Source organism: Microcoleus sp. B3-D7, from assembly GCF_036705305.1.
GTDB lineage: Bacteria > Cyanobacteriota > Cyanobacteriia > Cyanobacteriales > Microcoleaceae > Microcoleus.
In genome coordinates, this window is sequence record NZ_JAUBUE010000014.1 from 51,541 (window position 1) to 68,060 (window position 16,520).

10 protein-coding genes are annotated in these 16,520 nt (G+C 45.8%); all 10 read right to left on the bottom strand.

Going from position 1 to position 16,520, the window contains the following annotated elements; genetic code table 11:
- Nucleotides 1-362: 362 nt before the first annotated feature.
- Nucleotides 363-1,508 (bottom strand): ParB/RepB/Spo0J family partition protein, encoded by a 1,146-nt coding sequence (locus tag QUB25_RS12575; protein WP_190655504.1) that lies wholly within the window; start codon nucleotides 1,506-1,508, stop codon nucleotides 363-365.
- A gap of 120 nt (nucleotides 1,509-1,628) precedes the next feature.
- Nucleotides 1,629-2,459, bottom strand: a complete 831-nt coding sequence (locus QUB25_RS12580; protein ID WP_333183573.1) for a ParA family protein — start codon at nucleotides 2,457-2,459, stop codon at nucleotides 1,629-1,631.
- 627 nt (nucleotides 2,460-3,086) lie between these two features.
- Entirely contained in the window at nucleotides 3,087-5,468 is a 2,382-nt protein-coding gene (locus QUB25_RS12585) for an ATP-binding protein (protein ID WP_333183574.1), read from the bottom strand.
- An 882-nt stretch (nucleotides 5,469-6,350) separates the two neighbouring features.
- On the bottom strand, nucleotides 6,351-7,091 hold the full coding sequence (locus QUB25_RS12590) for a hypothetical protein (protein ID WP_333183575.1): 741 nt from the start codon (nucleotides 7,089-7,091) through the stop codon (nucleotides 6,351-6,353).
- 109 nt (nucleotides 7,092-7,200) lie between these two features.
- Entirely contained in the window at nucleotides 7,201-9,213 is a 2,013-nt protein-coding gene (locus tag QUB25_RS12595) for a hypothetical protein (protein WP_333183576.1), read from the bottom strand.
- Between the two features lie 169 nt (nucleotides 9,214-9,382).
- Nucleotides 9,383-9,979, bottom strand: a complete 597-nt coding sequence (locus QUB25_RS12600) for a hypothetical protein (protein WP_150111742.1) — start codon at nucleotides 9,977-9,979, stop codon at nucleotides 9,383-9,385.
- A 238-nt stretch (nucleotides 9,980-10,217) separates the two neighbouring features.
- Nucleotides 10,218-11,303, bottom strand: a complete 1,086-nt coding sequence (locus QUB25_RS12605) for a hypothetical protein (protein WP_333183577.1) — start codon at nucleotides 11,301-11,303, stop codon at nucleotides 10,218-10,220.
- Nucleotides 11,304-11,326: 23 nt separating this feature from the next.
- Nucleotides 11,327-12,322, bottom strand: coding sequence for a hypothetical protein (locus QUB25_RS12610; RefSeq protein ID WP_333183578.1), 996 nt, complete (start codon nucleotides 12,320-12,322; stop codon nucleotides 11,327-11,329).
- A 14-nt stretch (nucleotides 12,323-12,336) separates the two neighbouring features.
- Nucleotides 12,337-15,540, bottom strand: a complete 3,204-nt coding sequence (locus QUB25_RS12615) for a hypothetical protein (RefSeq protein ID WP_333183579.1) — start codon at nucleotides 15,538-15,540, stop codon at nucleotides 12,337-12,339.
- 306 nt (nucleotides 15,541-15,846) lie between these two features.
- Complete coding sequence (locus QUB25_RS12620; RefSeq protein WP_333183580.1) at nucleotides 15,847-16,461, bottom strand: hypothetical protein; 615 nt, start codon at nucleotides 16,459-16,461, stop codon at nucleotides 15,847-15,849.
- Nucleotides 16,462-16,520 lie beyond the last annotated feature (59 nt).

Sequence of the window (16,520 nt, forward strand, 5' to 3'; positions counted from 1 at the left end):
TATGACTCAAAAAAAAAGATTCCTTTGATACAAGTAAGGAATCATTTAGGCATTAAAGTTTGGACTAATTATTAAACAATTTAATTAAAGGCAAAGGCATATAATGAAGATCAATGCAACCCCAACAACCCCCGCCGAAGTCCGCCAACACCTAATCGACGCTTTACAACTCGACCTGATCGGCCCCATCCCCGACGACGAAGCCCACGCCGCAGAAATCATCAACCAACCCCCTTCCCGCTGGTATCTCAGCGGTTTTTTCGTACCCTGGTTTGCCAAGATTAGAGGCATACGGAGCGATGAAAACGGCGAGTGTTTCCACTCGATCGATTTTAGCAAGCAGACCGATCGAAACTTTGCCGTTATTTCTCAGTATTTTGCTTTAAAACCGCCTCAATTTCCGCCAGCTTTTGGCGCAAAACCTCCTGCAACTCCACAAGTTGGTCAACCTCAGCTTGCTCCAACACTTGAGGTGAGAGCTTTTTCAAATTCCCGGCTGCCAACTTAACCTGCTTGAATTGGCGGGCTGCCCCTGGGAAATCATCCAGATTAGAATTGATAATTTCTTGCACCAATTTACGAGTTTGAGTCACCGACAATTTCTCGGCAATAACTCGATCGGTTGCTTGAACTCTAATCGGCTGCGCTTCTTCCTCTGGCAAGACTAAATTTTTAGCAGAGAGTTTAGAAAGAGCCATTGCATGAACCCCTTTAAGTCCTAATTGCCTGATAGCAGTCTTAAGGTCATCAGCCAAAGACAGCATCGGGAAAATGTTGGCATCGATAGAAGCGGGATTGAGCTGCAAATCCAACAGTGTCCGCAAAACGGCCAACTCTTGTTCATCCAAACCCACAGCGGCCAAACCCTGTTGCTGCTCGTCAGGTGCCACCGTCACCAACTCGGAAACCAAGTTCATCCGTTTTTGCGCGTTCAAGCGTCGCACCACTGTCGAGAGAATGCGGGGGATAGTTGCAGCTTCCAAACCCGTATTTTCAGACAACTCCCGCACAATAGCTTCTGCTTTATCGAGGGGATTGAGATCTTCCCGGTGCAGGGAAGTCAGCAGTGCTTTGCGGTGCAAAGCCGCGGGTTCTGGAACGATCACAGCTTGTAAAGTTTCCCAGCCCAGATTTTTAGCGCTGCGCCAGCGCCGCTCTCCATCGAATATCACCAAATCCCCCCGTTGAATCAAGATAATGGGTTGCAGTTGTCCGTCACTAGCGAGGGAACGGGACATGGACTCGATACTTTCCGGCAAAAATGTCTGTCTGGGTTGTTCAGGATTAGGCTGAATTTGGTCTAGTGAAATGGAGAGGATACCGCTGGCGGATTCTAGTTGTTCTCGCAGTGCAGTCAATTGAGATTCCAATTCCGTTGAACCCGATTTTCGCAGTTCTTCAATTTCTGCTTTGAGTTCCTGAATCTCGGATTCAGCTTCAGAGAGGTGCATTGACTGCTTGGCGGATGAAAAATAATTTCCCAAGTCGGGAGCTTTACGGGTGGCCATAGCGATTTTAGATTTTAGATTTTAGATTTTAGATTTGGATTGGAGAAAGTGAGTTCATGGCGAAAGCAATAAACGAAGGATTCGTTTTCGCCGGCGCAAGTTTTGACTGTGAATCAAACACTATTTCTTTTTTTTGCCTTTTTTGGCAACAGCCGGGGCAACTTCATTTCCCATTAAGGTAGCCAGGTGCTTAACAATTTCTTTGAAGTCGCCTAAAGCAGGGTGAAGGGGGCGATAAAGGTGTAATGGCAACCCTTGACCGCTAGCATTGACAAATTCTGCACTGTCCCGAATTGGTGGAAAAACGCGGATATTCATCTGCTCTAGCTGGGCTGGCAATGACTCTAAAAGTTGTCGGTGGACGGCTCGTTTCGTATCGTATTGGTTGGGTACAAACCCTAAGATTTCTGGTTGTGGCTTGAGGCGTAATTGTTTGCAATGGTGATAGTACCACTCCAGCAGGTGAGCTGCTCCTTGAATTGATTTTGGTTCGAGCTGTACGGGCACTATTATATGAGTGCAAGCAGTTAGTGCCATTAAGGGCAAGGGGCCGAGGGTAGCGGGGCAGTCAAAGATAATTAGGTCGTGTTCCAAAGGATAGTCGCTCAGGCAATCGCCTAGAAGATAAGCGCCACGTTTGTGCAGAACTAACTCGTCTGCTGTTTGTGTCAGCGTCATTCCGCCTTGACAAACGGTTACATTATTGGTGTGGGAACTCCAGGTAGGAGTAAGAGGCCAAGAGCCGTTGAAGCTTTCTCGCATTATGGCGGACAGTGTGTGTTCTGGCTCTGGCGGATTTAGACCGCAAAAAAGGGTCAGGGAGCCTTGGGGGTCGAGATCCATAATGGCTACTTTCAAACCCCTTAACCCCAGTTCGTAGGCGAGGTGAACTGAAAGTGTGGTTTTGCCAGTGCCGCCAGCATTGCTGATGACTGCTAGTCGAATTTGCATGGTTTTGAATTAAGTAGATGATTTAAGTATCATATATCGAGAGTCGGCATCAGATATCGATATATGAGAGCATCGCGGTAAACCACCGTTGGGCCCCACGTTGAAACAGCAAGTTAATATTTAGTCTGACGAGCAGATTATCGTCAAGTTTAGTACGGGGAAGATTGTTGAAAAGAATTTAAGTTTGATCGCTCGACTGAAACACGGAACGTCATATATCGATATCTGAGGTATGGATCTAACCGCCGAGTTAACTTCGATCGCAGTCTTGGGACGGTGCGATCATCGTACAATCTGCCGAACGTCATATATCGATATCTGAGGTAAAGACTCTCACCGCAGAGTTAACTTTGAGCGCAATCTTGGGATTTGGCGATCGTACAACCTGCCGAACGTCATATATCGATATCTGAGGTACGGGTTGTAAACACAGAGTTAACTTTGATCGCAATCTTGGGATGGTGAGCTCGCCTAATCTACCGAAATGCACTCGGTGAACGTCATATATCGATATCTGAGGTACGATTCTCAAAACCGAGTTAACTTTGAGAATAGTCTTGGGATGTGGTGATAGACTAAGGTTGAACTTTATATATTGATATATGAGGTACGAATCTAAAAACCGAGTTAACTTTGATCGCAGTCTTGGGATTTTGCGATAGTACAATCGGCCGAAATGCAATTCTGAGTCAAATCGCTGATAATATCTAAGCTCATATTGTCAACTAATTTAGTCAGAGCCAGAGCAATTTGCTTCTGCGACAGGGGAATTCGCTCAATCAATAGCCTTACCGCTTGCTCGTCTCCACAAGCGGCTGCTTTATAAAGCTTCTCAATCGACTCCCTAGGCAACACAGATAGCGACTCAGGAGTCAGTTGCATAACAGGCTCATCCTGTTCGGACTTCCTAGACGCCTCCTCTTGATAGATATAGCGAACACCCAAATGAAGTGCCATCTTCTCAAAAATTACTGCCTCTCGGAACGGTTTGGCAACAAAGTCATCGAAGCCGTTCGACATGGCGAGTTCCTGGGTTTTAACAAAAGCATTAGCGCTCAAAGCAATAATCTTAGTGTTAGAACCGTTAGGCAGAGCTCTAATTTTTTGAGCAGCTTGAAAGCCGTCTAGAACAGGCATCCTCAAATCCATCCAAATTAAATGCGGCTTGTACTTTCGCCACAATTTAAGAGTCTCAATTCCGTTATCAGCGAACCACACAAGAAAGCCAGCCGACTTCAATATCTGAGTTAGCAGCAACCGATTTGCCGACTCATCGTCCGCTACCAGAATGCGATATATTTGTTGGTTGGATGCCAACCCCTTCACTCGTTTTTGTGGCAGTCTGTCATAAATTTCGCTCTCAGTTGCATGACTGACTTTAATGTAAAAACTAAAAACCGTTCCTTTCCCCACAGAACTTTTGACCTTAATCTCGCCACCCATCAGCTTCACGAAAGAGCTACTGATTGGCAATCCCAAGCCCGTTCCCGTTTGCGATTTTCTACCAGTTTCAGTTTGCACGAACGGCTTGAACAAACGGCTAATCTCTTCAGGGGCAATACCAGGGCCTGTATCCTTCACTGAGAACTGGAGAAAGAATTTGGGTAACGGTTTTTTAGCCATAGACTGAAGGCATTTTACAGTCAGCTTCACCCTACCCGTCTCAGTAAATTTAACAGCATTGCCCAACAGATTAATCAAAACTTGGCGCAGCTTGCTTTCATCAGTTCGGACGTATTGCGGTACATCTTTCCTGCGTTCAAAAACAAGCTGCACTCCTTTAGACTGAGTTTTGAGGTGGAACATCCGTTCTATGTCCGAGAGCAAACTGTAAAGGTCAAAAGCATTTGATTCGAGGGTAATTTGACCAGCTTCAATCTTAGACAGCGACAAAATATCGTTGATTAGTTTCAACAAATGCTCGCCACTGCGATTGATAATATCTAAACTCGACTGCTGTTCCGGTGCAGTTTTTTTAGAGTTCACAAGGAGATGAGCAAAGCCGATAATCGCATTCAGAGGCGTTCTCAATTCGTGGCTCATATTCGCCAGAAAGGTACTTTTAGCGCGATTGGCACTTTCGGCTGCAATTTTAGCTTGTTTTAGTTCCTTTGTTTTCTGTGCAACTTGCCGTTTTAAATCGCCAGAATATTCTTCTAACCGCTTGCGAGATGCTTTTAACTGGGAATTCATGCGCTCGAAAGCACAGGCTAGGGCTTCGAGTTCGGCAATACCGCTACCTGAAAATGTTGAGTCGAAGTCGCCACCAGCTATCGCCTGTGTTGCCGAAATTAACCGCTGCAACCGCTGTTCTATTCTTAGGGAAATGGACAGCAAAAGGCAGATAGAAAGAACCAAAGCCAGCAGCACGAGCAAAATAGTGTTGCGGGTGTTGGCCTGAACTTTGCTCGTGAAGTCGGTTTCGGGTACAACTGCCACAATCAGCCAATTTAAGCCTTTCGAGTTTTTAAAAGGTCTGACTTGCAGCAAGTATAGTGAGTTGCTGGCAGTAAAGTTAAGATTTTGGCTGCTGTTAATAGCAGCGAGGCTGCCATAATGTTTAAGCAGATACTCTATTGAAAGCTGGATTACTTTTTGTTGCAGAGCTTGGGCGCTTTCTCGCTGCCGTCCGTCAACAGAAATAGACGGTTTTGGTTCAGGTACCTCGTTCCAAGCCACTAAACGTCCCGAACGGTCTAAGATAAAGGCTTGACAGTTAGGGCTAATGAGGAAATCGTGCAAGTTGAATTTTGAGGCTGGGGTAGAAAAAGCAGAATTTGTTTTTTGTTGACGAAATATTGTTTTTGGAGAGTCTGACCCATTTCTTTTCCCATTTGGTTTGATTGTGACTCCGGCTGTTTGACTTGGGGAAAGTTGGTTTACCGAACCAGTTGGAATTTGATTGTAAGTCCCTTCTCCTTTCCCAACCCCTTCTTTTAAGTAGTTATCAAGGCGTTCCCAGATGCGGCTCGTTGCTTCTCCCAATAGGTGTGCAACTAAGCCATTCATTGTCTGCCGCCCTGTTTGAAAAGAAAGCCATCCCGTCAGACATAGTAACGTTGAAATTAGGAGAGCGTTGGGGACTGTAAGCACAACGCGCAGCGGGAGGGCAGACTTTTTTTGAAGAGAGCTTTTTGGGCTGAACATTGATTGAACAAGGGAGTGGAGAATGAGGAAAAAAACGTTCTTCCGAGAAAGTATTACTGCTGAATTGTTCCACAAACAAATATTTGAAAGGTCAATTCACAGCTCATAACTCAGCTTCGCGTTGAGCAAGAAGTAGAAGAATTCTGCTATTCGTCCTTACCATCCCCGCTCGGTCTCGTTATGCTGTTTGACTAATTGCTATTATTAGCGCAGCTTCAAACCAATCTGAATCAGCCAAAAGCCATAAATTCTCAGAGCGAGCCGTTAGCGACACAGGCTCCCGCCTGACTCAGCGCGGGCAGTATTAAGGAGATGATTTGCACTCAACTTTTCGATAATCGGATGGGTAAGGGGTAATAGGGAGTTATGAGATTGCTGAGAGCCTCGCCCCAAGCGCGCACTCTTCGGTTATGAGTTATGAGTTAACTACCTTTTTCCCAATTACCTTTTTCCCAACAATTTTTATTAGGCGGAATTTGGAGTTAAGAGACAGTCAGTCAAATTCTTCCCCATTCCCTATTCCCCATTCCCGTTACCTATTCCCGCAGCTCCGGCTGGAATCAAAAAGCAGAGCGACTTTTAAGAAGCCGAGTAGTTCGGGCTGTTGGCGGTTGTCGCTGTTGCAATCTTGTTCCAGGGTAGTTCAATTATTGGTGTTGCTGATTTACGGTATGAATCAACTTTTCGCTTGATGTTACAAAACTCACCCTCCCGGGTCTTATAGCAATTGGGAAATCTGAATTCCTACCTGTATTCAGCAACGCCCAATTCTTCTTGTGCAATGAGGCTCAGCTCGACAATCACAGACAAGTTTACTCCGGCTCGTGCAGCAGCATCAGTCGCCGATAGATTGTGGTTTCTTACTAGAGCTAAAAATTGCCGCACGCTGTAGACTACCGGGTCGTTGGCTGCTGTATAGCCTTTTTGAATGGCAATTAGCAATCCTTTTTCAACATCTGATGCGGAGGGGGTGCGATTTCTATCAACGTTTTCTGTCGGCGACATTCTTGGGGTGAGGGGGGCGATGCGAATTCCTAAGTGTTCTGGTTCTTTGTTGGTAGGAACGATGTTGAAGTTGTAAAGTCGCTGTTTCCCTTTTGAATCTACAGTTTTGATTGAAAGGTTAGTGATGGTAGCTGTGGTAGCTCCCGGAAAATTGAGCGCTTGAATGGGACGCAAGAAAACAGTTTTGGCAAGGTCGCTTGCCAACTGTGCGTCGGTGCTGAAAACTACTTTTGAGGGGTCGGCAATTAAAACGTAGGCGACAGCTTCATCGGTTGAGCTGAAGTCGATCGCACTCGCGCGACCGGGATAGACTAAAATATCGATCGCACTATTGACGGCAATATCTCGACCCACAGTTTGATAGCCTGTTACTCTTGATTGAGCAAAAGCACAGTTGGGGTAGCTTGCAGTAGCGAACACTGCTGTGAACAAAAGCCCTCCGAGGGAAAGCATTCTTGGGGATTGGATGCGATTCGTCATGGCAGTTATTCGTTGATGTTGAGAAAATTGTTGACAGTAGAAACGGGGATTTCCTTTACTAATCGCCGCAGTCGCGTTGGGGCGACTTAACCGTTTACCGACGGTTTGGTTATCGGTAAATGTTGAGAAAGCTGTTAACAGTAATAGAAACCGGGGTTCCTTTATTAACCACAGCTACATTAGGGCGGTTTAAAAGTTCTTCAGTTGCTCTATCTGAGCGGCTTTCCATCCGTTTTGCTAGGGGGCTGAAGAAGCCATCGAGGACGGCTGACCAAATTTGCGGGTCTCGACTTTCAACGGTGGTTGTACTGCTCCCAAACCTACCGCTAATACTGCTAGAGCTTCTGACTTTAGGCTCTGCGAACACTTGACCGACTCGTCCAACTCCCGACAGCACTGCGGTAAGGATATCCTGTCCGGCAATATCTGAACCTGGGTCGAAGTAGCCTGAAGCAATCAGCGGCCCAGAGCCCTCTCCTGCAATCAAAATTGCGCCTTCTGGAATCGGCTGCTGTTTAATCTGACCGTTTCTATCAGAGTAGACGAGCGCCACAGCAGTAGCTTGTACCATGCGATTGGTCAAGCTGACGGTGCTGGCTTTGGCAATGACAACCGTGCCCTTCCGAAAAGCAATAGAGCCGTCAGTTGCCGTTACGTTGTCTGTGAGGGTGACGGCAAATTTGTCGTAAAGCTGTTTGCCTGAGCCTTCATCCCACAACAGGGGAACCGAAACTACGCCGTTGGCTGTGGTTCCAAGGGGAACCTGAGCTGTTTGGGGCGTGCGGTTGAGAATGCCTTTTGCCCCTGGGGAATTTACTTGTTCTAGGGTTGGGGAGTTTGAGTTTGTTAAGGCAGAAGCCTCTGGAGCAGCTTCTGGGGAAAGGGTTTGAAATTCTGTATCGGGCAAGGACGTTCGGCTAGCACTGAGTCGAGTCGCAGTCTCGATTGAGTTATCAGTAGAATCGGAACTTGTTTGGGGGGAAAGGGGAGCCGGAGTTAATTGGTTAGTGGGGTTTTGGGAGTTGTCGGTGGTTTCGAGGCTGTCCTCTCCATAAGGAAGCTCCGGGTGTAGCCTTTCCCCGCTGGCGTTATTTGGGTGGCTATATAGTTTTTCTGGGATTTGCTCGAAAGAAACGTATGAGGGTTGCGACTTTTGGTTGCCGACATTGACTGTTAGGAATTCAGTTGTGGGAGCTGGCTTTGTCAGAGCGGCGGCGGTAGCACTTGTTGTCGCTGGAGTGCTTGGTGTTGCACTCACGGCATTCGCTATTCGGTTAGGGTCAAAATTTCCCCTAATTTGTCCGAGTTGGGCGAGTTGGTTCCACCGCTCAAACGGGTCGATTTTTTCTTCTGTTGGAGTTGGAATTAAAGGTGGGGGTACTAACGGTTTGAGTATGGGGGCCGGTGCGGGTGTTCTTGAGGGTACTCTTTGAGGTATGGGTGCGGGTACTGTTAGCGTCCGCACTACTGTTCGGGGTGCGGGTAGGGGTTCGCGTAGAGGAGTAGGTGGCGGTGCAGCGCTCCGGGTAGCGACTAGACGCGGAGTTCGCGGAGTTCGTGGGGTTCTTGACGGTTTGGGCGACGGTTCTGTTTTGGGTTTTGCGGTTTTTTGCGGTTTTTCGGCTAACAGTTTTTGTTGGTCTTGGTAAGCTAATTTAGCCAGCAACTCCGGTTTTTCATCTTTAATGGTGCCAGAAGAGCTTTCTTTTGGTGTTGATTGTGCGATAGGTTCGCGAGGTGATTTAGGCTTGATAAATTGCCAAATCAGCAGTCCTAGCAATAGTATTCCACCAGTCAACAGCAGCATTGTCACTGCTCTAGGAACGCCTCTTTCGGAAACAGGCGGGGGCAGTGGTCTTTCCTCATCTCGAGCGAGTTGATATTGAGTTTCAAGTGTTAGGGGTGCATTGGGGTCGAAATTAGCAATGAAGTTTTCATCAATATCATCGTCAGAAGGGGAAGGGTTTGGAGAAGGGGAAATAGGGTAATTGATGTTATCGTCATCATTATTAGGGGTATATTCACTTGATGCAGTTGTATGATTCATATTGGCTGTAGTGGTACTATTATCAGGAGTGGTATTAATTGGATTTTCGGTTAATCCATTTCTTTTGTTAGTCATGGCTTTAGAGTTGAATGTGTTGTGTTTAACTGTACATAAAAAAGCAAAGAGAGAAGACTTCAAGCAAAGGGATGAAACATACTAAATGTTTAAATTATTTAGTTGTTACGGTAGGTTTTTAAATTTACCCACTTGCCGGTTCGTCCCCTTTCCATGTCTCTTTCCTCTTCTATGGTTTGAATTCGACAATTCGGGAAATTTCTAATCCGGCTGCTCTCAAAGAGTGAATAGTCTTCTCTAATTCATTAGCGTTTTCTTTGAGAGGGGATTTGGGAATTTCTACGGCTTTGACGGTGAAGGTTCGATTAAACTGTTCTCGGCTTTCTCCAATGCCTTGCTCTAGCACTACGCGAGTAGCAATTACATCTATTTCCCAAACTCCTCTTTTTATTTCTCTCGGTTCTGAGATGTGAGAGATATAGACTCCAGAGCGGGTTTTTCCTGAATAGATGGTGTTGGGAACGAGTTTGGCAAGTTCAACAAGAGAAGCTTTACCAAACTCTGATTCCATCATCAAGGAACCCATCCAAGCAGTTGTAGGAACTTGGGAACCTTTAACTTTAATGCCGGGGTCTGGGTCATTTGTGCCGGGAATTTTGCCTGACCAAGCCCAGGTTAAATTTACCCAACTGGATACAAAATTTTGGATGATTTTCGGCTCTCTGTACAGTTCATCTTGTTCTGCAATTCGTGCTGCGGTTCCGTCTTTTAACTGGACAAAGGTAACTTTTCTCTGAGATAAGGCTCTCAAACTGACTGTATTCACTAAAACAGTAATTGTCAGGAGGAAAACAAAGCTTGTTAGTAGAACAAAGCACAAGGCTAAGGTGTTTTTAGATTCAGGGAGTAAGGGTTGTGATTGTGGAAATTTCATATTATCGAAGGGGATGGCGAGATGGGTATAAAGAATAGGGAGATAGGGAGAAAATGGATTGGCAAACTGGGTTTGAGTAGTGAGTAACAACTCGGTTCGGTGAAGAAAAAGCTATCGGAATTTCCTTCCCCTAGATCAGTTTTCCAGCAATAACGCCGATCGCGTTACTGGCAATATCTGTAAGCTGTTTGGTGCTATTGGCGATCGCACTGTACAAAGCAGTTCCTCCACCCTTGGCAATTAACACGGCAAGAATGGGAGAAAACACAGCTAAAAAGAATAAAAAGGCGATATCTGTAACTAACTCTGCATCGGATTTGACAATCACTACAGCGACTAATCCAACGACGATGTTGTAGCCCAATTGCACTCCAAATAACGACATAAACCCTATTAACCAAGCCCAGATTGGTTTTCCTTGCAGTGGCAATAGTGATAAACCCATTGCCAGAGGCCCGAATAAAGCTGTTAGCAACAAGGCTGCTTCTAAAATATTGACAAAAGCCCACTGTACGGATCTAAGAATTAAGCGAATGATGGGCAAGACAGTAGACCGAAAAACTTGTCCTGCAAAATCGCCATTTCCTATATCCTGAAGACTGGCAACATTGCCTAAGTTTTCGACAAATCGCTGCAAGCTTTTGAGAGGTCCTCCATTTTGCTGTTCGGCTGCCTGGAGGATTTGTTGAGCGGGCTGTTTTTTGCTGTTCCAACATTCCACTAAAGCTGATCCAACTTTGCCCTGACATTCGCTGTAGAGTTTCTCAATCTCTTCTTTTCCAGCACTGGTGAGGTTAACGTCACTCAGGGCAGTTCTGAAGGTCATTTCTCCGACTTGAATTTTCATAATTTCTTGAACTTGAGTGCTGCCTACAGCTTTGATGAATTTGACGCTTTCAGCTAAGACTTTACCGTTGTTGCTGAGAAATACTACAATTACGAGTGGCCAGATAAACATGGCTACTAGCTCTGACCAAGACTGTTTTTCAATGATTTCTTTGCCACTGGTGACAGCGAGGTAAGTAACAGATATTCCCGCCAGAATTAGTCCTAGTTGGACTAAGGCAATCCAGAGAGAGGATTCTTGAGTGTTGAAGGTGTTAAACCAAACTAAATTCCACGATTCGACGGTTTTTTGAGAGACTTCTATGGCATCAGAGAGAGTGTTCAGGGCTTGTCCTGCTGTGCTAGTTTGGGCGATTAGTTGTGTCAGCATCGCGGTGTCTCCTTGTTGTGATTTCAGTCTTCGCTTGCCCCCAGGGTTATGCCTCCCGGCATTTGAAACAGTCCGGCTTGAGTAGAAGAAGCGGTAGCCGCCGCAGCATCCTGCCGTCTCTGGGCTGTGTTGATTTCGTTGAGTTCTTCAGCTTGTTGAGCATTGAGAATGTTGGCAAAACTGCGATCGATTTGAGCTTGCTGGCCCTGCATGACTAAGGCACTTTGATTTTCTGCTGATAAGGCTGCTTGCTTAGCTGCGATCGCACTTTGTTGAGATATGTTTCTCATAATGTTCTGTGTGACATCTTGACTTTCTGAATCAGCACCCAATTCCATTGAATTTTGGCTCTCGCGATTAGTTTGCTCTACGTTCTGCTGGACAATTTCTTTCATCTGAGCTTGCTTTTGTTGAGCTTCTTTACTTAGAGTGGCTTTATTGGCTTCACTGACAGCACTTTCTCTTTCTGCGAGTTCTGCGGTATTCTCTTTGAGGCTGTAAGAATCTTGCGGTCTCTTCTCTAAAGCAGCGGATAGTTTTGTCCCTTCGCTTTCGGAGGTGTTGCCGTCCATTATGCTTTTAACTGCTTCTTTTAGATCTGGAACTTTCAATTCTCCCAGGAATGAAGAGAGGGTTGACTCTATTTCACTGCTAAATTTTTCGACTTTATTTAACAAATTGTCCCAGATGCCTGAGATGCTGTCGGAGATGGTGGAGATGGTATCTGAAATTTCGCCTGTTATGTCGCTAATTGTGTTTTCTATACCTCCTATTTCTTTCGGGTTGTTCAAGAAGTTATTAGCTGATTGTTGGATTTGGCTTTCTATTTGTTGATTGGGAACTGTGAAGCTGGAGCGGTTGAAAGTGCTGCTGTTAGGATTGTTTGAGGTGGGAAGCTGTGTAGCAGTCGGATTGCTGTCAAAGGTTTGAGCTTTTGCTTCAACAGAATTTAGTATTAAGCTCAGCCAAATTGCAGGAATGCCGAGGGCAAGTTTGACAATAAATTTCGGTGATTTCATCGGTTTTTCTCCGTCTAGCTAGCAATAAGGTCTTGATGAGATTTGTGTTCCTTGATATCTGTGACTACATTCTTGCCAATATTGGCTAAAGAACGTCCTTCTTTAACGGCTTGTATATATTCAGAGGCAAATTGTTTGAGTGCTAGCAATTGTCCTTTTAACGTATTCGGATATTGAGCCATCACTCGGGCGCGAGCCATCAATTCAGCTTGATTGTTAGCCACACTTGCTAATATCATTTCGCCTGGATAGTATCGGCTTTGCCAGAAACGACCTCCTTTTTCAATTAGCCAATTGGAATAAAGGTCGGCAGCTCTGGGAAGGAAAGCTTCTGTGGCATTCTGGGTAATAATTTCAGCCGGATATGCCAAACGTTTGACCCAAGAAGTGGCTCCGTTTGATGTCAATCTTCCGGTAATTCGATACACCATGTTTTGCATAATCATGCTTCCTGCACTACAGTCGCAAATACTGTCGATATCTTGAGATAGCAAGAGCACTGAAATGCCATTCTTTCTCCCCACTGCACAGAGTTCGCCTACTACTTCAGCAAATCCGTCTTTCTTAAACAAAATCGAAAGTTCGTCTCCGATAAATAGGCTTTTAGGGTGAGAAAGTGCGTTGCGGATGCAAGCAGCGTGGGCGTTAATAGCCATTAAATACTGGTCTTGTTCGTTGCCCAGACCGCTAAGGGCAAAAAACTTAACAGCCGGTTCGGGTGAAAATGTACTCGGTCTGCCAATTGCTTTCCCTAAAGGTGAGGCTAGTAATGCGTTGCATTGAGTGATAATTTGGTTGATGGCAATGCGGTCGAAGTCGGTAAAGTTTTGCAGGTTTAGTTGCTCTTTTGTGCAGAATTTTAGGAGGTTTGTGAGGGTTGGCATTTCTTGCCAAGCGGTCGATTTCCAGCCTTTTTCAAAGGCAGTATTGTAGCGCTCGATAATGTCTGGGTCTTCCAGAAATTTTTTCAGAGTTAGCAGCAAAATGGCATCGACTCGCTGCGCTAGTTTTGGGTCGCGGACTTTGCCCATGCTGATAATAGTCAGCGCTTTTCTGATAAACTCTTTCCATTGGTCTAGTCGGCGCGATCGCTCTTCTCTGTCAAAACGCCTCAAATCGGGTATTTCGAGTAGATTCGAGCTGCCAGAGGTGATGTCGTAGTACGCACCGTCGTCGCCTAACAGTTTCACTGCTGTCTCAAAGGTACTGCCGCTTCCTGCTGAGATGTCCATACCGACTACTGGGATATTAGCGGCTATTGCATCGGCTGCAAATCGCCATCCCAAAACACTTTTACCGGAACCAGACTCGCCTGTTATGACAGCGCGGCTGGTTTGGTTGTGCATGAGGTCAACGTACACGGGTTTGCCGCCTTTGGTGATGAATTCAACTCCTTTTGAGTCGATGTCCCTTACAGCAGTTAAGGGCAAAATACCGGGGACAGTTTCGGTGTCTAAGGTGAGGCGGCGTTCGTTAATTAGCGAACTGCTGTGCAACAGCCAGCTTACAGTAATGGGCAAAGTTTCTAGCCACAGTTGCCAAGCAATATTGCGCTCTCTTAATACCTTGGCAGAGCCGAAGCTGTGGGAGAGCATTTGGCAAGCGTGTGTTAGTTGCTCCGGGGTTGGTCGGTAGACTAAGAAGGTGACAGCAGCGTGAATTGCTCTTGCACCTTTGTACATTTTTTTCTGGGCTTCAAAGGATTCTTCCTGTTTGACTTCTGCTCCTACATCGCGACCTTGACCTTTTTCTAAAGCGCGTTTTTTGGCACTTTTAGATTGTTTAGCTTGCCTTGCTAAGTTGTCTTGAATAATAAAGTTGGGAGCGGCGCTAATTTCGACAACGGCTTCAGTATCGCGGACGTAGCTATTGCTCATAATTTTCCAGAGCCATTGCAGTTGCTCTCTGGTATTGAGCCAGCCACCGGGACCCTCTTCCATTGTTAGCACGCCACATTCTGCGTTTCTGCCGGGGAGCAAAATGCGTGAGCTAGCTTTTCTGTGTTCTGGGCAGCTCGAACGGCCGTTCATACCTTCAATTAAAATGGTGCAGGCGTGTTTGTGACTGTTGAGGGTTTCGGTTAGTTTGTAGTCCGACGCGGTTTCTTTTAAGGTAAGAAGTTGGGGAATAGGGGGTACGGGTGCGCTGTTGAATTTTTGCCACAGCCATCCCCACAATGCTTGGGCATTCATGGGTTGAATTTCCAGTCCAATTTTGGTGTTTAGCAAGAGTTCCCACCGGATATAGCCTTGCTCGAAAGCGTCGAGCAGCAGTTGTTTGTAAAAGCGTTCTGAGTAGATGCGCTGGTTGCCTGTAAATTGTGCAGCAATGCTGTTGGCTGTGTTGATAATTCCATTGATGAATTTACTCAGAGGGTCGTTGGATTTGGAGCCAGATTGAGCGTTGAATGTCCAAGTGCAGAAAATAGTTTGGTTCCACAGTTGTCTGGTGCCTGCTAAGTTGAGTTCTTGAATACGTTTCTGTTCGTTACGAACGAGTACAGAAATGGGTTTGAGGTGACAGTTGTCAGCCAATTCAGTTAACTGTTGTTGGCGAACGCAATCGCTGCTGTAGCAGCCGGTATGAAAGGTCATTTTTTCGCCTGGGGCAATGTCTTTTAGCCCCTCTTCTAAGGCGGTAGCTGCGTTGTTTACTTCCTGGCGGTACAGGATGTTGTGAAAGCCAGCCGTCTCGAATCCGAATACAATTTGGTATTGACTGCCTTCATTCAGTAAGTAACCAGAAACTTCTCGACCATCCTTTTTGATAGTGACTAAACACAGGAGGTTTTGGTAGTTTTGGAAGGGCATAAGTCGGCTGTTACCTCCTTGTTGATTGGGAGCAACTTTGGGTTTAAGTTTGACTCGGACTTGTGAATCGCTGATTCGGTGGCGAATCGGGTTTGGTCGGTGTTGGGGAACGGGAGAAAGGTATAAAAGATTACCGTTGTACCACTCATTCCCCGGCGGAGGTCTAAACCTGTCTACAAAAAGGTGAGGTTTGTTACCTGTCAGGAGCCACCAGCTTACAATTAGCCAGAAAGCAGTGATGAAAAACCAAGGCATTCCTAAGCTGAATAGGCCGTTGGTGAGGGTGTAGGAAATTACAGCGATTAGCATCCAGGGAATTAGCTGTTCCGCTGGGATGATGCCGATGCTGGCTTGTTTGCCGAGAATCTTATTGACGGAAATAAAATCTTTATCTGGGTCTTTGAGCATGGTAATAGGGGGAGGGGGAAGGGGAAGGGGAAGGGAAGGGAAAGCCAGGTTGTTATTAGTTTCAATCGCTACTAAGTTGTGTTGGGAAGGGAGGGGGAAAGGAAAAAAAATAGAGGGGATTGTTAGCTATTAATAGCTAGTATTCAGTGTTCCTAATTAAAAGAAGAGGAAGGGTGGAACAAGTTGAGTAAAATCGCGTCCTTCTCAAGGCAAGCGAGATGATTTTTGATAAGTAAGAGAAGAAGGTTTAACTCAAAACTAGAAAATTTATTCTTCCCCTTCCCCTTCCCCTTCCCCTTTGGATAATTAAGCTCCACCTCCGCCACCGCCATTGCCAATGAAGAGGAAAGTTATTACGTCAATGGCAATTACAATGGCAAAAGCTAAGGCAACTTGAGTCACAATTGGTCGCCAGTCATTGCCTTGCTGCGCTTGGTTGTAAGCAAAAAGAGACGCGGCTGCTACTAACAAAAGGAAGGCTCCGCGAATTAAGTTGAAAATCAGTTCGATGACTTCGGCATCAATAGCTTCACCTCCTGCGGAAGCCGCTCCTTCTGCTAGCTCAGTCATAAATTCTTCTAAGCCGGAGAGGAAGATGGCGTTGGCGGGGGAATCGAGCACGGAGCACAGTGCAGTGGAGGTAATGATGGCAGTAGCAACGTGCCAAAATCGAATTTTGCAGCCAATATATCGCTCTACAATTGGAATTGCTTTAGCGGTGTGCCACAAACTCAAAAAGACTATGCTGGAGCAGCCTAAAGTTGCAATTAAGAGCGGGTCGTGAAGGCTGAAGTAGATGAGTGAGGTCAGGCAAATGCCGATGAAGGGAAGGTCGCCCAGTTTGATTTTCTGTTGTTTTAACCAGCGTGATAATGAGTTGCGGTTTCGTTCATTTCTTGTTTGGTCTAAGTAAGTAGCCATGTCACTATCTCGATTAATTTAGTGCTTTAATGCTAATTTAAGTTGCATCTAATCCCTGC